Here is a 21560-nt window from a genome sequence, read left to right on the forward strand (position 1 = left end):
CTATGCCAGGATATCCTTGATGACATGCCCATGCACATCAGTCAAGCGACGTTCGATTCCATTGTGATAGAACGTCAGTCTTTCATGATCGAGTCCCAGAAGATGAAGTATTGTTGCGTGGAAATCATGCACGTCAGCGATATTCTCAGCGGCCTTGTATCCGAATTCATCGGTCGCCCCATACGTGAACGGTGCTTTTACACCGGCACCTGCCAACCAGCAAGTGAAACCTTCGGGATTATGGTCACGGCCACTGGCTCCCTTTTGAAAGGTTGGCATGCGACCGAACTCGGTACACCAGACCACGAGCGTATCTTCCAAAAGCCCCCGCTGCTTTAGGTCTTTAATAAGGGCAGCGGTTGGCTGATCAAGCACGGGCCCATGGACGCTGTATTGCGATTCAATCGCCTTGTGGCCGTCCCAATTGCTAACCCCTTCGCCTCCGGTTTGGTAGGCTCCGTTGAACAATTGTACAAACCGCACGCCTTGTTCGATGAGACGTCGAGCCAAAATGCAGTTCCGGGCATAGGAGGCCTTCAAGGTGTTTTGCGCGTCATCCGCGCCGTACATTTTCAAGGTTTCCGACGATTCGGTAGAAAGGTCGCTCACCTCCGGCACCGTCATTTGCATGCGCGCGGCCAGTTCGTAGCTTGAAATCCGCGCAGCCAGTTCGCTGTCACCGGGAAACTTTTCGAGATGTCGAGCATTCAGCTCGTTTAGAAAGTCACGCGTGGCGGCATCTTTGCGAGGGTCGATTCCCTCAGGCATCGACAAGTTTCGAATAGGCTTATTCGCATTGAAGTCTGTACCTTGGAAAGCTGCCGGCAAGAAGCCCGGTCCCCAATTGTTGACCGATGCTTGGGGTGTTCCTCGTGGGTCTGGAATGGCCACGTATGCCGGAAGATTTTCATTGGCACTTCCCAGTGCATAAGTCGCCCATGCACCCATACTGGGATACCCGTCCAACGTGAACCCGGTTGACATATAGTTCTCGCCTGGGCCGTGGGTGTTTGTCTTTCCTTTGATCGAATGAATAAAGCAGATGTCGTCGGCCAGTTCTCCAAGTTGTGGCACAAGATCGGAGATCATCTTGCCGCACTCACCGTATGGGCGAAACTTCCACGGGCTTTTGGTCAGATTTCCTTGTTGTCCCTGAAAGGTCACCAGCTTATCTGCCCCTGGCATTGCTTGCCCATGCCGCTTGATCAATTCAGGCTTGTAATCGAACGTGTCGACATGACTACAGGCACCAGAGCAGAAGATGACAAGCACATTCTTGGCGGCGGCCGGTAAGTGGGAACTGCGCGGAGCGAACGGCTGCCCCGGATCGATGTCGGGACGAATAGGCTGCTTGCCACCAACCGAGCGGGCGTTCTCTGCCAGTAGTCTTTCCTGAGCCAGTATCATCGACAAGGCGATGCTACCCAATCCCGATACCGTATGCCCTAGAAAGTTACGTCGATTGAGCATATGCGTTCCCAGTGGCAAACGAGTTCCATTACTTGTACTATTCATCGATTCACCCTGGTTTGCCTACTGAATAAAGAGAAACTCATTGCTGTTGAGCAAAGCACGACAGAATGCTTCCAGTCCCTGCTGTTGTATGAAACTTTGGGCAGAAACCGCTTCCTGCTCATCTGGCTCGCGGCCAAAGCACAGTTGATAGGCCCGCACGACCTGACGATCTGCCGAGTCCGATTCGCCTAGCAGCCGCTTGCTGAACAGCTCAGCCTGCTGCAAGACGAACTTGCTATTGAACAGATTCAGAGCCTGAAGTGGCGTTGTCGAACGAGACCGCTTAGCAACTGACGTCGCGGAATCGGGACAATCTAGTAGACCAAACACGGCATCCTTCTCCATCCTTACCTTCGTCATGTAGACCATCCTCCGCCAGTCTTCCGGGCCAAAGGACTTCTTGGGATGGTAATGCCGCACGTTCTCTGCTTCCACTTCAAACGCACTAAAACCTGGTCCACCCTGGCTCACGTCCAATACACCAGAAACAGACAACATCGAATCTCGGATGGGCTCGGCCTCTAACCGATGCGGAGGATACCGCCATAGAAGCCTCGACCCGCCATCTTTAGTCAATCCATCTGGGTTGGGACGACTTGCTTGTTGGTAGGTAGCCGATTGCAAGACAAGACGGTGAACATGCTTCAGCGACCATCCACTTTCAACAAGTTCCCTGGCTAGCCAATCGAGAAGATCAGGATGAGAAGGAGGCACACCGGCCGCTCCTAAATCGCTTGGTGTATCTACGAGGCCCGTCCCGAAATGGAACTGCCAGATACGATTAACGATCACCCGAGCCGTTAACGGGTTGTCAGGCGAAGCGATCCACTCGGCCAGCTTCCGACGCCGCTCGGCTTCTGGCGCATCGTTTGGCAATTTGAGATCGGAAAAGATCTCGGGTACGTTTGGTGCTACTTCCTCCCGCTTTTGGAGAGGTTCGCCTCGATAAAGCCGATACGTGGGACCTGGTTGTTGATACTTTCCAGCGTAAGCCATCGTTGGCTTTGTGACAGTGTCCAGTTCTTGCTTCACCGTTTTAAGCCGACCTAACAGCGCCTTCGCCAAATTGGCATCGGAATCTGGTAATCCAGCGAACCTATATTGCGTTTCCAACTTCATCTCACCAGCATGAAATGGAAGGCGATCAAAGCTCCCAGCGACCTTCTTCCAGTTCTGCCCGTCGACCGACAGTTCAATGCAATACTCGGTCGGCAGGCGATCAGCATATTTTCCCTCGCGATCTCTTGCCCATTCAATCCGATCAATGCTGAATGGCTTTGCCAGTTCGATCTGAATCCATCCCTTGTCACTCGTGTCGGCAATCCAGCTGTGACTATTCCCGTGCTTTCCATCGTTGATATGGACAAGTTTATGAATGGAGTACCCATCTAAGGTTCCCGAAGCACTCGGCTTCGCTCCTTCGCTGGCCAAGGCAACATTGCGTCCCTGCGAGTACACAGCCAGTTCATCCAGGCAAGGCTGCGAGCTAGTGTTCGTCTGCTCGATCGTAAACCGAATGTACTTGGCCGGATGCGGCTGGATGTTCTCTACATTTCCCGTCGCTGTCACTGCTTCACGAAAGACTGGTTTGTCAGGAACCGATGTTGTTTCCGTTCCGACTTCCTCTAGTAGAAGCACATCCGCAGTCAGGGCAGTGCCTGTAGATCCACCTACCAGAAGGATTCGATCATCGATATCTAGCTCGGAAATCGATGCGTGAAAGAAACCACTCCACATCGGTTCGCTCTTGAGCTGAACTTCACCGCTGGCAAACTGTTGCTGATTGACAATCGCAATCACTTCCCAGTCTTCCCGCGTACTTGGGTTGCCATCATGATCGATCACGTAGCGTGCGTCCTGGCAATGCGTGTCATAGCCACATCCCCACGACAACCATACGCGATAAGTTCCCTTCACCCTCGGCTTCCAAGCAATCACTGGCTCATCCGGTTTGTGTTTCCACCACGAGTACTTCCCTCCACTCACGTTGGCACTTCGCTTTGAGTCCCCCGCATCGCTTGCCTGTCCAGGTGCACTTCCCGGCAAGTTGATCCCTTTTCCAGCGATAGGATTGAGTCGTTCGACCAAATCGCCCGGGACTTCAGGATCGTCGTCAATCAAGACGAATCGACTTCCGGTTGCTTTCGGCGCATAGGCAGCGAGTTCATTTTCCAGTTGGGTGATCTCCTCCATTAGCTCGTTAGCGCGTGCCAGTTGATCGTTGGACATGGGTAGAGTCATATCCCCATGCTGAACTCCTGCAAAGACTGCCTGCATCGAGTAATAGTCGGACTGCAGAATGGGGTCAAACTTATGGTTATGACAACGTGCGCATCCGATCGTCAGCCCTAGGAAAGCTGTCCCTGTCGTATTGATGATGTCATCCAGTTCGTTCTGACGTTGCATCAATGTCAGGTTGATATCTGGGCTCTTGACCAGATCGAATGGCCCGGCCACTAGATATCCCAAACCCATTGGGCTGGCGAAACTATCCCCGGCAATCTGCTCGCGGATGAATTGGTCGTACGGCATGTCTTCGTTGAACGCACGTATGACATAGTCGCGATAGCGCCAAGCATGAGGACGCTCACGATTCGTCTCGAAACCGTGCGTCTCTGCGAAACGCACGAGGTCGAGCCAGTGAGTAGCCCATCGCTCGCCGAAATGTGGACTGGCCAGAAGTCGATCGATCAGCTTATTCGTCGCATCAAAACTGTCATCGCGAACGTAGGTATCGACCTCCTCACGCGATGGTGGTAATCCCAGCAGGTCGAGCGATAGCCGGCGAATCAATGTTCTTCGATCTGCGGGATCGGTTGCTGAAAGTCCCTCTTTTTTGAGACGCTTCAAGACAAACTGATCGATGGGATTATTTCCCCAGTCACCTTCCATACTGGGGACCTCTACCGGCCCAACGGGCTGAAATGCCCAATGATCGGTCGTTCGTTTTTCTGCCTCGAGTTCGCCATGGGGACCTGGCCACTTGGCTCCTTGATCTACCCAGGCTCGCAGCACACCGACTTCCTCGTCCGTCAACGCATCCGCCTCATCAGGCGGCATACGCAGGCCCTTCTCCAATCCAGCGACAAGTTGAATCAAGTGGCTCTTGTCGCTGCTGCCGACAACGATACCTGGCTCGCCGGAATCTCCACCGCGAATCAGCGAGGCCTTGCGATCCAAGCGAATTTTTCCCTCTTGAGCGGACTCACCATGGCAATCGTGGCACTTCGCTTCGAGCAGGGGCAGTACGTCCGCTTCGAAGTTGACCTGCCTTTCCAGCGGCGGTGGTAGGTCATCCGCCGAAATGGTCATCGGTAAGACCACAAGAGCTAGAATGGTAAGGCAGATTCGCGACATACTATCGCCTCCGACAAGTGTTTAACGCTATGAAAGAATCGGCTTGATCAGATTTCCGTGCACATCGGTCAAACGGAAATCACGTCCCTGAAAACGGTACGTGAACCGTTCATGATCAATCCCCAGCAGATGCAGTATCGTCGCTTGCAAGTCATGCACATGTACTGGGTCGACGACGGCGTTGTGGCCAAAGTCATCTGACTCACCGTACGAAAACCCAGGCTTGATACCACCGCCAGCCATCCAAAGCGAGAAGACATACGGGTGATGGTCACGGCCCCAGGTTTTTGTTTCTGAGATCGCACCTTGCAGAAACGGCGTCCGTCCGAATTCTCCTCCCCAGATAATCAGCGTATCGTCTAATAATCCGCGCTGCTGAAGATCTTTCACCAGTGCCGAGCTGGGAGCATCCGTATCGGTACACTGAATCTTTAACTGCGTGTTGAGGTTGCGGTGCTGATCCCAGCCTGCGTGCATTAGCTGAATGAAACGAGTGCCACGTTCGGCAAGCCTTCGCGCCATCAGGCAGTTGTAGGCGAACGAACCCTTTCGCTGCACATCTGGCCCATACATATCGAGAATGTGCTGCGGTTCCTGGGAGAAGTCGGTTAGCTCAGGAACGGAAGCCTGCATCTTGTAGGCCATCTCATACTGAGCGACACGCGTGGAAATCTCTGGATCCCCAGTTCTTTCCGCAGCCAGTCCATTCAATTGAGCCAGATCATCCAAGAGTCCTCGACGCATTTCCCGGCTGATACCTGTTGGGTTGGATAGGTACAGTACCGGATCGCCGGAACCGCGGAATTTTACTCCCTGATACTTGCTGGGAAGAAATCCGCTACCCCAATAGAAGTCGTAGAAGATCTGCCCGCACGAGGCTTCCTTGTCGCGGCTGGTCATGACTACGAATGCCGGAAGCTCCTGAGTCTCTGATCCTAACCCATAAGTCAACCAGGCTCCCATGCTAGGACGTCCGGCCATTTCGGCACCGGTGAGGAAGAACGTAATCGCTGGAGCATGATTCACCTGAGTCGTATGCATCGATTTGATGAAGCACAGCTGATCGACAACTTCCGCCGTATGTGGCAGGAAGTCTTCAGCAATCCAAGTACCGCTATTTCCTCGCTGGGCAAACTTTGTAATCGGAGCAAGGCAAGGACGAGCCGTCTGGCCACCCGTCATCGTACTGAAACGTTTCCCCCCCACAACTTCGTCAGGAATCTGCGTTCCGTGCAATTCCTTAAGTTTTGGCTTGTAGTCAAATAAGTCGACGTGCGATGGTGCTCCATTCTGAAATAGGTAGATGATTCGCTTTACCTTCGGCGGAAAGTGTGGCAATGAGAAGGAATCGCCCGCGGAGCCCGCCAAAGAATTGCCCCCCAATAACGAACCCAGCGCAACGCTCCCTAGTCCGATACCGGCACGGCCCAATAGTTGGCGGCGCGTCATTGCGATCGCATGGTCTTTCTGAGGACTGGCAAGGTTATGGGCACTCATGGTCGATTGAGAACCTCGTCTAAGTTCATCAGGGCATTACAAAGTGCGGTATAGGCGGCCAATTCGACCGGCGGAATCGAGTCATTGGGCTTCGACTCACCAATCGACAACAATTCCTGGGCCTTGGCAGGATTACCGTTGAACTCGGCTACGAGAAGCTCAAGCCGACGACGAACGATCTCCAACTCTTGTTCACTTGGCGGCCGTGACAGAAGATATGAATAAACTTCTCGGATCCGGTCGTCTGGCTGCTTGTTTTCCAAGATGACGCGGGATGCCAGCCCTCGCGCAGCTTCGATGTAGGCGACGTCATTAAGTGTCGTCAACGCATGCAGCGGCGTATTTGTGATTGCCGTTTCCACCGAACATGTCTGTCGATTTGCCACGTCAAAGAACATGGTTGGACCAACGATACGTCGCCAAAACACGTACAAACTACGGCGATACAAAGCATCACCATGGTCTTGTTGGTATTTCTTCTTGCCAAAGGTTGCCTCTGCCCAGATCCCTTCTGGCTGGTACGGCTTGACCGGTGGACCACCTAGCTGAAGCTTAGCTAAACCACTGACGCTCAGCGCTTGGTCGCGAATCATCCACGACGGCAATCGGAACCTGCTTTGCCGAGCCAACAATACATTCTGCGGGTCGCGTTCACGAAGCTGCGGCGATTGATAGGAACTTTGCCGATAGGTTGCACTCGTAACGATCAAGCGGTGCATCGCTTTGACGTCCCAACCGCTGGTTTGAAACTCTACGGCCAACCAATCCAATAGCTCTGGATGTGAAGGCAGCTTTCCCTGCGTGCCGAAGTCCTCAGGCGTCGTCACCAGTCCACTACCGAAAAACAGTTGCCAATAGCGATTCACAATGACGCGCGACGTTAGCGGGTTGTTCGAGTCGACCAGCCACTTAGCTAATGTCAAACGATCGCGGGGAGCGTCGGCCGGAAGTGAAGGGAGTACCTTCGGAACACCTGGAGAAACGACGTCGCCAATGGATTTGTTGTACAGTCCTTTTTCGAGAATTCGCGTTTCGCGACCTTTCTCAAGCGTATCCATGACCATAACCTTGGTCTTGTCGAGCGACTCACGCAGTTTTGTGCGACTTGCTTCCGCCTTTTGGATCAGCTGAGCAAGTTGCTGATAGGACTGTCCACTAGCGCTGCTGCCAGGATAGAACTTGCTGCGAAAGAGTCGACGTAACTGGCTCGCTTCTTGACCGGATCGCGAATCCACAGACTTACTAAGAATCTGCAAGATCTCTGGTGGAAACGATTCTTTACCGTCGGCATCCCCGACGGATAGCCTTATCCGTGCCAGCGTGTGAGCAACGTGCTTCGACTCGCAGCGAATTACGAAGCGAACTTCCGTTCCCCCTTCGTAGCCGAAGGGTTCCTTTGTATTAAAGATGGCTGTATTGCTTTCCTTCCGGTTGAAGCCTTCGGTTGCCCATCCGCCACCGCCAGCAGTTTCGCCGTCGAAAGCGGCCTCAATCGGGTGCCCGCTTTGCGCGTGCTCTGCCTTGCCGCTTACAATCTTCACAGGTGTTTCACCGTCAGCGGACGCGTTAAGCGGTCGGACGAAGACCTCGAATTCGCTGAGTACCGCGTTGCCATTGTCGGCTCTTCCTGTACTGCCTACCGGTGAGGCTACATCGTCCTTGATTGCTTCAAGGCGAATTGATTTCAGGTTCTGGCGATCGGTACGCGCAACAATGGTGTAAACATCCTGATCCGGACGATCGCCTTCGGCCCTCAGTGAGCCGTCTTTGAGTTGGACCAGCTTCGACTTTCCGCCGGTATGGTATTCGACCAGAGTCGGCATGGACCAGGGCTCAGTGGCACGCTGCTGTTCTTCCCATTGGGCCTGTGCCGAATCAGCCGCCGCATCATCGCTTGAAAGTTGTTGTCTTAAATTAGCGATCTGCTGATCGTACTCGTTCAGCATCGAGCGACTTTCTTCGCTCATATAGGCGATCGCCGGCGGAACCGCTCCTCCTCGAATTCCTCCTGCTTCCGATGTTTGATTGAAGAAGTCATAGAGTGCGAAGTATTCCGTATGCGTGATCGGATCAAACTTATGTGTATGACAGCGACAGCAAGTGAAGGTCAGGCCAAGCCAAACGGTGGCAGTCGTTTCAGTTCGATCGAAGACGTTTTCAACGCGCGTTTCCTCGGCAATTCGACCACCTTCGCCATTGTGCATATGGTTTCGATTAAAGCCGGACGCGATTACCTGCATATGCGTTGCGTTTGGCCTTTGATCTCCGGCCAATTGATCAACGGTAAACTGATCGAACGGCATATTTTTGTTCAGCGCGTTGACCACCCAATCCCTCCAGGGCCACATCGTGCGTTCCGGGTCCCCCTGGTAGCCATTCGTGTCCGCGTATCGCGCCGCATCCAGCCACGGCCAAGCCATACGCTCGCCATAGTGCGGAGATGCTAAGAGCCGATCGACCACCTTCTCGTAGGCGTCGGGGGATTCATCAGCCATGAACTCTTCGACCTGCTTTGGCGTAGGCGGAAGACCCGTCAAATCAAGTGTCACGCGACGGATTAATGTTCGTTTGTCAGCTTCCGCAGAAGGAGCTAACCCTTCCTTTTCCAGTCGAGCTAGGACGAATTGATCGATTGGATTGCGAACCCAATTAGACTTTTCAATTGCGGGCAATTCCGGACGTTTCGGAGGAATAAACGACCAATGAGGTGACCAGACCGCACCTTGCTCGATCCACGCTTTGATAAGGTCGATCTCACGTTTGGTAAGATGCGGCTTCTTGGACTCAGGAGGAGGCATCTGCATCGACTCGTCATCCGTCAGCAAACGCAAGAGCAGTTCGCTTTCGTCTGGCTTGCCGGGAACCACCGGGATACTTCCCGAATCCGCCTCCACGATGGCACCTTCCCGGACATCAAGCCGAAATCCACCGTGTCGTTTTTCTTCGTCCGGACCATGACATTGATAACATCGATCCGAAAGAATCGGGCGTATTTGACGATTGAAATCAATATGCTCCTCGGCCGCTGCCGTCGCGCATACCAATGCAACCACTGGGAAAAAGTAGTTAAGACGATGCCACATGATGGAATCGGGCGAATTGAGGTAGGATAAAAGGAAGGAAAAGACTTGAAGATCGCAATTTCTAAGCGTTTAGGCGATCACATTTATTTTAGCAGATCAGGCAAGATTAGGCCTACAGAAAATTCTACTTTTATCTTCCAGGCCTTTAAGAGCTGAATCTCCACCAAGCCTTGCAAGTTATTTATTTGGCCGGTGAGGCCTCGGGGAGCATCAACAAGGCTCCCCAAAAGAAGCAAAAAGCGCCTTGGAGCGTAAAAACGATCGATAGCGTCACTCGAAGAGGTTCCGGCTGCCCTGGTAACGTAATCGCCAGAACTGCTGAGACCATGAAGCCAATGCATCCCAGAAGATTTACAAACGTTACCCACCAGGAAAGATCTTTTGGCATCCAAGCCCAATATGAATGCCCGACTTCAATAAATGCCAGGTAGCCAGAAACCAGGAACAGGGCCGAGCCAATTAGATTGGGAATCCACACCAGTAAATCCTGCTCGAACCAAGAGAGTGAAGGCAACATCGCATCGAACGTGTTGAAATTGAACAATAAGGTACCAACAAACTGAGTCGCACAGCTCAACCAGCCTATATCCGAGGGCTGCCAACCGAAGTAGGAACGCCGAAAGCTCCCTTCGCTGGCAACAGACGGTAACGGATCTGCATTGGCTGCCTGGTATAGCTGAAAGTATGCCGCCAGCGTGAACGGTATCGACCCCAGAAAATAAACTACGTTAGCTGCTTTCGTCGCAACATCGAGTAAGCAAAAGATACTCGCAACACAAAAGAACACAGCACCAATCGCAAACAAAACGCCGATCCACCAATTCAATTCCTGCGGAAGCCACGCACCCTGGGCAACCAATCGTGCCAGCAATTTTGTCCCCAGTGGCACGCGGCGAAGAATCCTTTTCCGGTGATGCCGAGAATGCCAATCCTGAAGCAATCCACTTGCGTGACGAAAAGTGCGATGGGTTTTAAAGGGAAATGGGCCATTCACCTCGATACATTCGGGCAACTCCCGCGTGTGATCAATTTGATCCATGCCAACCAATCAATGATGAAATCCAGACGCTTCTTCTTCGGTCAGTGGAGCTTGAATCGGGTGCTTTTCAAAATACTCCAGTGCCCGCTTCATATCTTCTAGCAAGAGAGCCGCTAAATCGCGGCTCACACCATGACGCACCAAAATACGTTGAATTACAAGATCTTGGCGATTCGCTGGAAGGGAGTACGCAGGGACCTGCCAACCGCGAGCACGCAGCCGGTCGGCAAGATCATACAACGTAAATCCTGGGGTTGTGCCTTCGCGAATGCGCCAGCAGAGCGCGGGAATGCCTGAATACATTTCCCCACCGTAAATAATTTCAAATGGCCCCAGCTTGGCAATTTCTTCCGAGAGATACTGGGCCGTCTCGTAGCATGCCAAATGAATTCGCCGATAACCTTCTCTGCCAAGTCGCAGAAAGTTGTAGTACTGGCAAACGATCTGACCGCCAGGACGCGAAAAATTCAGGGCGATATCCCTCATGTTGCCCCCAAGGTAGTTAACCCAGAACACAAGCTCTTCAGGCAGGTCAGATTCCTCGCGCCAGATAATCCAGCCGGCCCCAAGTGGTGCAAGCCCAAACTTGTGTCCAGAACTGTTAATCGATTTAACGCGGGGAAGTCGGAAGTCCCATACCAGGTCCGGCGCACAAAACGGTGCCAGGAAACCACCACTAGCTCCATCCACGTGAATGGGAATATCAATCCCCGTTTTATTCTCGAACTGATCAAGTGCATTTGAAACCGCTTCTACTGGTTCGAACTGACACGTGAAAGTCACTCCTAGCGTCGGCACGACACCGATCGTGTTCTCGTCACAGCGTTTCATTACCTCTTCCGGTGTCATAATAAACCGGTCTTTCTCCAAGGGAATTTCCCGCAGTTCGATATCCCAATATCTAGCGAATTTATGCCAGCAGATTTGCACTGGTCCTGTGATGAGGTTTGGCTTTTCGATCGATTTGCCGTCCTTCTTCCGTTTGGCTTCCCAGCGGCGTTTCATCGCCATGCCACCCAGCATGGCGGCCTCACTGGAACCGGTTGTCGAGCATCCGACGGTATCGGCCCCGCGTGGAGAGTTCCAAAGGTCGGCCAGCATGTGAACGCAGCGAGCTTCGATTTCGGCCGTTTGAGGATACTCGTCTTTATCGACCATATTCTTGTCGATGCACTCATCCATCAGCTTGTGAACTTCCGGCTCGATCCATGTCTGACAGAAGGTTGCCAGGTTTTGACGCGAATTCCCATCCAGCATTAACTCGTCGTGAACGATCGAATAAATATGCCGCGGATCGCTTTCCTCGGGAGGAAACTTGTACTTGGGAATCTGAGTCGAAAGGTCATTCGATGCATAGATGTCATCGTCCAGCATTTCACGTACGTTTCGCTTGGAATGCAGCGACATCGTCTTACCCTCCCACATTGATCATCGATGGTCACGTATCTCAGACACTCATCAGAGTGGTTCCATCATACACCATCGGAAAAACTTCTTGCGAAGCTGAATGCTTTACGCGTTAAGATTTTATAGCGTCTCACGTGCATGACTTTATGAGGGCAGACATGCTTTCCGCGAAAATCATCAGAAATATGATTCCCATTTCCAAGCAGAACTTTTAAACTCGGAGATGTGCTTATTTGCCCGCTTGGGTATTCCAGCGGATCCCGCCACCTCGCCATCTGCGAACTGATTCACCTGTTTCCTTCTCCTGAACTTACCATCGCCATAATGATACCACGTTATATCCATTCCGTCCTGAAAGCTCTGGGGACTAGCAGTGCGATCGCATTTCTATCCATTGCATGTCTCGCCGAAGAACCTGATTACAAAGATCAGTTGCTGCCAGTCCCGGCACTGGAAACATCGGATGCCCTGAAAGCATTTCAGGTTGCCGATGGGTTTCGTATCGAGTTGGCAGCAGCCGAGCCGAACGTTGTTGACCCGGTTGCCATGGCATTCGATGCGGATAGCCGTCTGTTTGTCATTGAGATGCGTGGCTACTCCGAAGACGATGGCGATGTCCTTGGACGCGTACGACTTCTTGAGGACGTTGACGACGATGGCACTTACGAACAGAGCACCGTTTTCGCTGAAGGTTTTTCCTGGCCAACTGCGATTTGCTGCACACAAGGCGGCGTTCTCGTGGGTGCCGCCCCCAACATCTTTTGGTTGAAGGATAACGATGGAGATGGCAAGGCAGACGAGCAACGTGTCCTCTTCACAGGCTTCAATAAATCGAACGTACAAGGCCTGCTAAACACGCTAAAGTGGGGAATCGACAACCGTATTCACGGCGTCACAAGCTCAAGCGGTGGAAGTGTGCGGAAGGTCGTTGAAGGGCAACCAACAGGCAAGCCAATTCCCCTGCGAGGCCGTGATTTTTCCATTGATCCACTCACGATGGATATGATCGCCATTAGTGGCGGTGGCCAGCATGGCATGAGCATGAACAGTTGGGGCGAGAAGTTTTCATGTAGCAACAGCGATCACTTGCAGCAGATTGTCTTCGAGGATCGTTATCTGGCACGCAATCCTTATCTGAGTGTCTCCTCTGTACGCCGCAGTATCGCCCAAGATGGCCCCCAAGCTGAAGTCTATCGAACGAGCCCTGTCGAGGCGTGGCGCGTCATTCGTACGAAGCTGCGTGCCGCCAAGATTGTTCCCGGAATTGTCGAAGGGGGAGGACGGCCGGCGGGTTACTTCACAGGTGCTACCGGAGTCACCATCTTTCGCGGGGATGCGTGGCCCGCGCGATATCAGGGCTTAGCTATCATTGGCGATGTCGGCAGCAACTTGATTCACCGCAAACAACTCATTGAACAAGGCGTTGCCTACCAGGGCATTCGAATTGACGAAGGGGAAGAGTTCGTAACTTCAAGCGATATCTGGTTTCGTCCCGTTCAGTACGCCAATGCCCCGGATGGCTCCCTCTATGTGGCGGACATGTATCGAGAGGTGATTGAGCATCCCAAGTCCCTGCCTCCCATGATCAAGAAGCATCTTGACTTGACCAGTGGACGGGATCGAGGGCGCATCTACCGTATTGCTGCCAGTGACTACCAACGACGACCAACACCTCGCTTGTCCCAGATGTCAACGGCTGAGTTGGTCCCCTTGCTGACTCATACCAATTCGTGGCATCGAGAGACCGCAGCACGTCTAATCTACGAACGACAAGACATCTCCATCGTGCCACTCCTGGAAACCAGCGTCACCAATGCATCCCTGGCAGAAGGGCGAGTGATCTCTCTCTCAGCATTAGCTGGTTTAGATCACTTATCACCCCAGGTTCTGCTTTCTGCCATGCGCGACGAACACCCACGTGTGCGACAGCATGCCGTTCGCCTATCTGAATCGCTGCTCAAAGACTCACCCGAACTTCGAAATGAGGTTATCCGTCTCGCGGATGATTCAGATGTGCATGTTAGGTTTCAATTGGCCCTCTCAGCCGGCTACCTTCCGGAAGAAGATAAGGTCAATGTTCTCAGACAACTAGCCCTTTCCGACGGAGAGGATTACGACTTTCTTGCCGCGATTCAAAGTTCACTTACGACCGGTGCAGGCTCGTTGTTTGCCACTTTGGCAACGCACGAGAATGCCCCCCGGCAGTTGCTATCATCCCTTGCCGGCCAGATTGGCAAGCAACAACTCCCCGAAGACATTGACATAGTTGCCCGCCTTCTCTCCGCTAAGAGCAGCGATCAACCTGAAATTTGCGAATTTACGATCATTCATCTAGGCATGCTTCCAGGCAGCGCACTCGCTCAACAGCTCGCAAAAACCACCAAGGGTAAGTCCGAGATCGTCATCAACAACATGGTTGCCCAAGCAAAGCGAACACTTGCAGATGGTGATGCCCCCATCGCTGCTCGCATCCAATCGCTTAATGTAATTAGATTTGATCGCTTTGACCCTGGCGTCTTTGGCGAACTATTAGAACCGTCCCAGCCGCTGGCACTGCAGGAAGCGGCCCTCAAAGCAATGCAACAATTCAATGACCCACAAGTGGCAGAACTGGTCATTGACTATTGGCCGAGCATGGCTCCTGGCATGCGAACCAAAGCGGCTCAACTCCTCGGATCACGAGCAAACTGGGTTGGCATGCTTCTGGATGCGATCCAGGAAAAGACTATTCAACCCTCGGAAATCAATATATCACAGCTCGCCGAGCTAAAGCCGATCCTCTCAGCGGAGCGAGGCCAACAGATCGACGGGCTGCTCAATCGCAATGCACGTTCTGATAGAGCGGAGATCATCAATGCATATCGCTTAGCACTTACGCTCGAAGGCGACAAAGATCGAGGGCATCTTGTTTTCACTAAACAGTGCACGGCCTGCCATCAGCTAAATGGGGAAGGGCACCCCCTTGGACCGAACCTAGCCGCGATGAAAAACCGTGGGGCAGAGGCCATACTTGTGAACATTCTGAATCCGAATGCAGAAGTCAATCCGCAGTATATGAATTATATCTGCCTGACCAGCGACGGAAGAACGATATCGGGAGTCATCACCAATGAGACCGCCACAAGCATTACACTTGTTCAAGCAGACAATAAATCTGAAACAATTCTGCGGATCGATATTCATCAACTTCGCAGCACGGGCGTATCACTCATGCCAGAGGGGCTCGAAAAAGTAATCAACCCGCAGGCAATGTCCGACCTCCTCAAATACATCACTCAATCCGAGTGAGCTTCTATGGATTCAACCGATACCAGGCACATTTCAAACGACCTGCCTTCAAGGATCTTTCCCATGACACTCGCCCGATATCCTTATGCCCTTGCGATCCTACTGCTGACCTTAGGCATCACAGCCACGGCTATTACCGAATTACAAGCCGAGACATTTAAGGTTGCAACCTTCGAGATCGACGCATCCCCTCCGATCGGCAGTCCGCTTGCGTACGACCCGACCAAGGGAATTCAGATGCCTCTTTCCTTCCGCGGAATCATCCTTCAAGGGCAGCAAACATACGTGCTGTGCACCGTCGATTGGCTGGGGGTTTCCAGTGATTCTCAGAAAGCATTTAAAGAAGCGATTGCCGAAGCCGTTGGCACTGATCCCAAGAATGTCGTCGTTCATGCGATTCACCAACACGATGCACCGCGCTGTGATGCCACCACCCAGGCCGTGTTCGATGAATTCGACCTAGACTACGACATGTTTGACCTGAAATTTATTGCCGAGGTGCAGAAAAGAGCTGCTGCGGCAGCCAAGCAGTCGTTAAAGAATTTGCAAACCGTAACACACATCGGCACCGGCCAGGCCGAAATCGAGAAGGTCGCCTCGAACCGTAGAATCCTTGGCCCCGACGGAAAAGTGAAGTACGTTCGCTACACGGCAACCAAAGATCCTGTCGTTCGTGATCAGCCAATCGGAACGATTGATCCAATGTGCAAATCCATTAGTTTCTGGAATGGGGAGCAGCCCGTGGCGGTCATGACCTACTACGCAACCCATCCGCAAAGCTATTACCGAACGGGACTCGCTAACCCTGATTTCCCAGGAATGGCTCGCAATGCCCGCGAAGAGAGCACCGGTACTTTCCATATCCATTTCAACGGAGCTGGTGGAAATATTGGGGCAGGGAAGTGGAACGACGGCGCGAAGGAGAATCGGGCAGTCCTTACCAAGCGTGTCGAGGAAGGGATGAAGCGGGCCTGGGATGAAACCAAGCGAAAGCCCATCAAAGCAGATGATGTCGCTTTGGCTTCGGTCGATGTGCTTCTCCCGCTTTCACCCTACATTCAAAAGGAAGAAGCAATCAGCGAACTGAAGAATAAATCACTCGACCGATTGACTCACTTCCGCGCTGCTCGCGAACTAGCCTGGCTGCGCCGCCATGAAGCAGGGGACGCGATTTCCATTGAGTGCCTGACGATTGGGGATGCCCGAATCTTGCATATGCCAGGTGAGTTATTCGTGGAGTATCAACTCGCTGCACAGAAACTACGACCGGATCTGTTTGTTGCCATGGCCGCATATGGCGACTATGCCCCAGGCTACATCGGTACCGAGGTGTCCTACGGTGAGGGCGGATACGAAACCAGCCGTACCGCGTCGCGAGTTTCTGGCCGATCCGAACAGGTTTTAATGGGTGCGATCAGCAAGCTGCTGAAAGATGATTCCGCAAAATAGCTAGGCGAGATCTTTCAAAGGTCCCGTGCTATCTCCGAACGCTTCCACTTCAACTCCCATGCGATCAAGCATCGCATGGTAAAGGTTGCAGAGTGGAACCTGGCCTTCTGCCGGAAGATGACGTCCGGAGTTCAAAGTTCGTCCCCCGCGACCTCCCAAGAGAATCGGGAGGTTGTCAGGATCGTGGCGATTTCCGTCCGACATGCTGGAACCAAACAGAATCATGCAGTTGTCCAGCAGCGTTCCGTCACCTTCCTTGATGCTTCGCAGTTTCGTCAACATCTGTGCAAACTGCTCGACGTGCCAACGATTGATTAGCTGATATTGTTCGATCTTTTCTTTTTTGTTCTCGTGGTGCGAGAGCTCGTGGTGCCCGCCTTTCACACCATCAAGGAATGAGAAATTTCGCCCGGAGACATCATTGGCAAACATCAACGATGCCACTCGTGTCGAATCGGTTTGAAACGCCAACACAATCAAGTCCAGCATAATTGCAATGTGCTCGCGAAAGTCACCGGGCACCCCTGGTCGGGCCGCGGCCAGTACGTGGTCGTCGACATCAGGCTGCGAGTCGCCACTTCCTCCCTTGGTGGCGAACTCGATTCGCTTCTCGACAGCCCGAACTGAATCGAGGTATTCGTCCATCTTGAATTGATCGTCCCGACCTAGCTTCGGCCTGAGTCGCCGAGCATCTTCGAGCACATAATCGAGCAAGTTTTGGTACGACTCAGCCTTGGCGGAATCGGGAGTCAATGTCTTTCCGAACAGGCGTTCGTAGACTAGTCGCGGATTGATTTCCTTGGCCACCGGGCGGGTAGGAGACTGCCACGAGATATGCGAGCCGTACAGTCTTGTATAGCCTACGTTGCTGTCGATTCCGCTGATCACCGGTTCCGTACCCAGTTCCAGCGACGGCAGCGGCGTGAATTTCCCGGTATGCTGAGCCATCAATTGGTCGACCGAGATTCCCCCGCTGCTGATGTCCTTTCCGGTCGTCTTAGTAACTGGCATACCGGTTAAGAAGTTTGCCGTCTTGGCGTAGTGACCATCTCCGCCGTGGCTGTGCTTCTTATCAAGCCCTGTCAGCACGAGAACATCGCTACGTATGTCCGCCAAAGGCTTCAGCGATGGGGTAAGTTCGTACTTATCGCCAGATTCTTTTGGAATCCAGTCCTTTTCCCAGACACCGTTGGGGAAGTACAGGAATGCAGAACGAACCGGTGGACCACCGCCCTCATCTGCGCTGGCAATTCTCGGAGAAAGCGACGACATCCACGGCAAATTAAGCGCGACCCCACATCCTTGGAGGAAACGACGACGCGAGAGGGCCTTGGCTGATTGGATTTGTTTTCTCATGGATACAGTTCCAGGCAATGGAATTTATGTCTCTTACTTGTCCGACTTGAAATAGCGATGCTGAAACGGATAGGACAGGGCGATCTCTTCGATTAGTACCGCTGCCTTCAGATCGTTTTCCTTCAGCTTCTTCAAGCAATGATCAACGACACAGTTATCGAACTTGCTGAGTTCCCGACCATAGGCAAATCCAATTAGCTTGCGTACGAAATGTTTCTGAAATTCACCACTGCGCTTGAGGATCACCGTCTTCAGTTCTTCCGGGCCGCTGAATTGGTCTCCCGAAGGTAGCTTGCCAGCCGAATCAATCGGCTGCCCGTTGTCGCTCTCCCGCCACCGACCAATGCCATCGAAGTTCTCTAAACCGAACCCCAGTGGGTCCATCCGGTTATGGCAGCTTGCGCACTCCGCTTTCTGCCGATGCACCTCAAGCCGCTCTCGCAGCGTCAGGTTCTTACCTTCTTCATGCGACTCTTCTAAAGCGGGTACATTGGGGGGAGGTGGAGGTACACGAGATCCCAGCACTTCTTCCAGAATCCATCTTCCTCGTAGCACAGGGCTCGTCCGGCGAGGGTAAGACGCAGACGTCAAGACACTGGCCATCGTCATCACGCCGCCCCGTTGCCGATTAGGCAACTCGACTCGCTGCCAATCGGCACTCTCTTCGATCGCCAAGCCGTAGTACGCAGCCAGACGTCCATTGGCATAAATGTACTGCGCGTCGACTAGTCTCGTCAGCGGCTGATCTTCTCGGAATACATTGGCGACTGTCAGAATAGCCTCTTCTCGCATATCGGCTGCCAACGCGTCGCTGAATTCCGGAAAGATTTCGGCATCAGGGCGTGTTCCGTTGCCGAATTCGCGAAGCCCCAGCCACTGTAAACCGAAATTTTCACCCAGGGCCTCAGCCTTCGGATCGGATAGCATTCGGCGGACTTCCTGTCTCAGCACGCTCTCCTCAAAGAGCTTTCCCTCGTCAGCCAGTTGAAGCAGCCGATCGTCAGGAATTGACGACCAGATCAACAGGGATAGGCGTGTTGCCAATTGATACTCAGTAATTCTCTGAACACCACCGCCATCCGGTTCCGACTCAACAACGAACAAAAAGTGAGGCGACACAAGTACGGCTTTCAGTGGTTCTCGGAGAGCAGTCAATGGGGTGCCACTTCTCGCAAGACTAGCATCATAGATAGCCAGCAATCGCTCAACCTCTTCTTCCGATACCGGTCGTCGCCATGCTCGCCGCGCAAATCGCTGGATGCACTGCTTAGCCGCTTCGCGTCGTTCGGCATCACTTTTCGGAATAGGCGTCAGAAAGGCCTCGGATAGGATTGCCTCTCTTGCCGCGATCACATCCGAAGGAGCTCCATCTTGGGTATTGGGCAATGCCGTTTCGATGATTCGATCGGCAGATGCCAAATATGCTTCCAAATGAATCGGAGACGTGAACAACGCATCACCGACGGTATCAAATCCCTCGCCACCAGCCCCATCGGAAGGTGGCAGTTCGTGCGATTTCAATTCGAGTCCTACCAAGTCCTTAACTGCGTTGCGATATTCGGTTCGTGTCAAACGTCGGCTCATCACGTGACCGCGATACCAGGCCTGGGTTTCATCGGATGCCAGCTGGTTGCAGAGATCCTGATTGGGACGCGAGTCGAGCCACCCGTTGAAAGCACCCTTCTGTGGATCGTTCAGCCCGGGGCTTCCCTCCGGCGGCATTTCATTCTGGCGAATCCGACGGGCAACACGATCCCACACGTCGCCAGCCTTGGCAGCACTGTCACCACTAGTGAACCGACTCAGGTCAAATTCCCCGTCGGAATCTTTACCGCTGTGGCACTCGATGCATCGCGACTGGATGATCGGCAAAATATCCTTTGCGTAGCGTTCACCCCATCGTGACATTTCTGGGGAAAGCTCGTCTGCCAGACAAGCAGAGCTTTCCGACAATACGAACATATTCAACAGCACCAGGCTGAATAGAACGTATCGCGAATCGCGAGCGCACTTTAAGAGTCGTTGCATCGGCGGGGGCCTAAAGGCGGGGGTAATATAGGGCAGGACTCTTAATCCTATCTCACAGACCGATTTTAAACCAGATCGTTTTGCAAGTCCTTTTGTGCGAGAAAGTTACGCGACACCGATAAGGGGCTGCCCCCTTGGGTGTCCATACGCACTGCGCGCAGGATAAAGCAGGATGACAACCTGTTCCAGTACCTGGCTCACAGGCATCTGCTGGCCCAGGGGGAGGAAGCACGCTAACGCATCTCAGAAGTCAAAGACTCAATCGTCGGAGAGAAATAGGCTTAACTAATTCTTCGGCTGTTTATACTTCTGCTGATACTTCTCGTAGAGTATTGTTTGCTTGTTGCTCAGATCGACGGGCTTACCAGCGATCCAGGCTGTTTGAATCTGTGTCGCGGCCTCAAGAGGGTCACCATCGCAGATAAACAGCGTTGCGTCCTTTCCCTTTTCCAGGCTACCGACGCGTTCTCCCACGCCCAGAATCTCTGCAGGCGAGAGCGTTATCGCACGCATTGCGTCCTCATTGCTTAGACCAAACGCGACAGCGGTTGCCGCATGGTAAGGAAGATTTCGGACGTTCCACGCATTGGATCGTTCGTATCCTGAGATACAAAAGCGAATTCCCGCATCTTGAAGTCGCTTTGCCAGCGAGTAGGCGGCATCGTAGGGGTCGTCTCGTCGGCGGGGGTTACGATGAATGGCCGAGATAATGACCGGAATATCGTATTGCTTCATCAACTCTTGGCACTTCACGGCATCGTATCCGCCAAAGATTACAAGCCTCACTTTCTGCTGGTTGGCAAATGTGATTGCCCGGGTGATGTCGTTCGCTCGATCGGCATGAAGGATGATAGGCTGCTCTCCTCGCAGGACCTTATCCATCGAATCTAAACGGGCATCATGCAGGATCTTAGACTTCGCCTGTTGTCCTTGGTAGTAACGCCTTGCTTCGTCAAAGAACGACTCCAACCGCTCCTTTTCCTCTTCACTGTCCATGGAAACAATCATCCCGGCACGAGGCAGCAAGGTCATGTCCTCATAGGTCCAACCGTCGAGTTGCATCACAGCACATTGACCGGAAATCAAGCCTCCAGACGGGGCGGTCATGGCCAAGAGAACTCCGTTAGATCTCGTCACCGGAATGATCTCACCATCTGGGTCGACGCTGACATGCGCCTTCACATTAGGATTGAGACTGCCTGATTCGCGATAGTCGTTACTCGCTCTGACCGAAGAGATTTCCGTCAGGCCGATCCGGGAATAGGGTTCAAAAAGTCCCGGATAGACATGCTTCCCGGCGGCTTTGATGACATGAGCATCCTTAGGAACCTCAATTTTTTCGCCAATTGCCGTAATCTTTCCTTTCTCGAAGATTAAGACCCCCTTCTTAATGGCCGGTCCTGAAATGGGATGAATTGTCGCTCCCACAATTGCAACCGGTCCCTTCGGCAGGGCACCGGGGATTTGATCGGAGGCAGCGGAAACACCGACCAGGCAAGCAAACGCGAACAGTGTCAGCAGTCGGATAGGAGAGTGCATCG

Annotated in this window: 11 protein-coding genes; 2 read left to right on the forward strand and 9 right to left on the reverse strand. The window is 52.9% G+C overall.

Going from position 1 to position 21560, the window contains the following annotated elements:
- The 6 genes from C5Y96_RS09430 to C5Y96_RS09455 all read right to left on the reverse strand — a co-directional run bounded on the left by C5Y96_RS09430 (position 1) and on the right by C5Y96_RS09455 (position 11898).
- Complete coding sequence (locus C5Y96_RS09430) at positions 1 to 1515, reverse strand: DUF1501 domain-containing protein (protein WP_105352432.1); 1515 nt, start codon at positions 1513 to 1515, stop codon at positions 1 to 3.
- Positions 1516 to 1533: 18 nt separating this feature from the next.
- Positions 1534 to 4872 carry a DUF1553 domain-containing protein gene (locus C5Y96_RS09435; RefSeq protein WP_105352434.1) on the reverse strand — a complete coding sequence of 1113 codons (3339 nt, stop codon included), beginning with the start codon at positions 4870 to 4872 and terminating at the stop codon, positions 1534 to 1536.
- Positions 4873 to 4899: 27 nt separating this feature from the next.
- Positions 4900 to 6369, reverse strand: a complete 1470-nt coding sequence (locus C5Y96_RS09440; protein ID WP_105352436.1) for a DUF1501 domain-containing protein — start codon at positions 6367 to 6369, stop codon at positions 4900 to 4902.
- Positions 6366 to 9452 (reverse strand): PSD1 and planctomycete cytochrome C domain-containing protein, encoded by a 3087-nt coding sequence (locus tag C5Y96_RS09445; protein WP_105352439.1) that lies wholly within the window; start codon positions 9450 to 9452, stop codon positions 6366 to 6368. The genes C5Y96_RS09440 and C5Y96_RS09445 overlap by 4 nt, the downstream gene beginning before the upstream one ends.
- Before the next feature lie 181 nt (positions 9453 to 9633).
- On the reverse strand, positions 9634 to 10491 hold the full coding sequence (locus tag C5Y96_RS09450) for a hypothetical protein (RefSeq protein ID WP_146115590.1): 858 nt from the start codon (positions 10489 to 10491) through the stop codon (positions 9634 to 9636).
- Positions 10492 to 10500: 9 nt separating this feature from the next.
- Entirely contained in the window at positions 10501 to 11898 is a 1398-nt protein-coding gene (locus C5Y96_RS09455; protein ID WP_105352443.1) for a glutamate decarboxylase, read from the reverse strand.
- Between the two features lie 324 nt (positions 11899 to 12222).
- On the opposite strand from C5Y96_RS09455, the gene C5Y96_RS09460 reads away from it, so the two are divergent.
- Both C5Y96_RS09460 and C5Y96_RS09465 read left to right on the forward strand, forming a co-directional pair.
- A complete protein-coding gene (locus tag C5Y96_RS09460) occupies positions 12223 to 15186 on the forward strand; it encodes a PVC-type heme-binding CxxCH protein (RefSeq protein ID WP_105352445.1) in 2964 nt (987 codons plus the stop codon).
- Between the two features lie 63 nt (positions 15187 to 15249).
- A complete protein-coding gene (locus tag C5Y96_RS09465) occupies positions 15250 to 16635 on the forward strand; it encodes a hypothetical protein (protein WP_199188666.1) in 1386 nt (461 codons plus the stop codon).
- Here C5Y96_RS09465 and C5Y96_RS09470 read toward each other — a convergent pair whose 3' ends face one another.
- From C5Y96_RS09470 to C5Y96_RS09480, 3 genes are all read right to left on the reverse strand, one after another.
- Positions 16636 to 17991, reverse strand: a complete 1356-nt coding sequence (locus tag C5Y96_RS09470) for a DUF1552 domain-containing protein (protein WP_105352447.1) — start codon at positions 17989 to 17991, stop codon at positions 16636 to 16638.
- Between the two features lie 33 nt (positions 17992 to 18024).
- Positions 18025 to 20019 carry a DUF1592 domain-containing protein gene (locus C5Y96_RS09475; RefSeq protein WP_105352449.1) on the reverse strand — a complete coding sequence of 665 codons (1995 nt, stop codon included), beginning with the start codon at positions 20017 to 20019 and terminating at the stop codon, positions 18025 to 18027.
- A 285-nt stretch (positions 20020 to 20304) separates the two neighbouring features.
- Positions 20305 to 21558 carry an amidohydrolase family protein gene (locus C5Y96_RS09480; protein WP_105352451.1) on the reverse strand — a complete coding sequence of 418 codons (1254 nt, stop codon included), beginning with the start codon at positions 21556 to 21558 and terminating at the stop codon, positions 20305 to 20307.
- Positions 21559 to 21560: the final 2 nt, after the last annotated feature.

This window comes from Blastopirellula marina (assembly GCF_002967715.1).
Taxonomy (GTDB): domain Bacteria; phylum Planctomycetota; class Planctomycetia; order Pirellulales; family Pirellulaceae; genus Bremerella; species Bremerella marina_B.

Excerpts from the sequence above, each read along its gene's own strand:
- C5Y96_RS09430 (WP_105352432.1), bottom strand. The coding sequence starts at position 1,515 with ATGAATAGTACAAGTAATGGAACTCGTTTGCCACTGGGAACGCATATG.
- C5Y96_RS09435 (WP_105352434.1), bottom strand. The coding sequence starts at position 4,872 with ATGTCGCGAATCTGCCTTACCATTCTAGCTCTTGTGGTCTTACCGATG.
- C5Y96_RS09440 (WP_105352436.1), bottom strand. The coding sequence starts at position 6,369 with ATGAGTGCCCATAACCTTGCCAGTCCTCAGAAAGACCATGCGATCGCA.
- C5Y96_RS09445 (WP_105352439.1), bottom strand. The coding sequence starts at position 9,452 with ATGTGGCATCGTCTTAACTACTTTTTCCCAGTGGTTGCATTGGTATGC.
- C5Y96_RS09450 (WP_146115590.1), bottom strand. The coding sequence starts at position 10,491 with ATGGATCAAATTGATCACACGCGGGAGTTGCCCGAATGTATCGAGGTG.
- C5Y96_RS09455 (WP_105352443.1), bottom strand. The coding sequence starts at position 11,898 with ATGTCGCTGCATTCCAAGCGAAACGTACGTGAAATGCTGGACGATGAC.
- C5Y96_RS09460 (WP_105352445.1), top strand. The coding sequence starts at position 12,223 with ATGATACCACGTTATATCCATTCCGTCCTGAAAGCTCTGGGGACTAGC.
- C5Y96_RS09465 (WP_199188666.1), top strand. The coding sequence starts at position 15,250 with ATGACACTCGCCCGATATCCTTATGCCCTTGCGATCCTACTGCTGACC.
- C5Y96_RS09470 (WP_105352447.1), bottom strand. The coding sequence starts at position 17,991 with ATGAGAAAACAAATCCAATCAGCCAAGGCCCTCTCGCGTCGTCGTTTC.
- C5Y96_RS09475 (WP_105352449.1), bottom strand. The coding sequence starts at position 20,019 with ATGCAACGACTCTTAAAGTGCGCTCGCGATTCGCGATACGTTCTATTC.
- C5Y96_RS09480 (WP_105352451.1), bottom strand. The coding sequence starts at position 21,558 with ATGCACTCTCCTATCCGACTGCTGACACTGTTCGCGTTTGCTTGCCTG.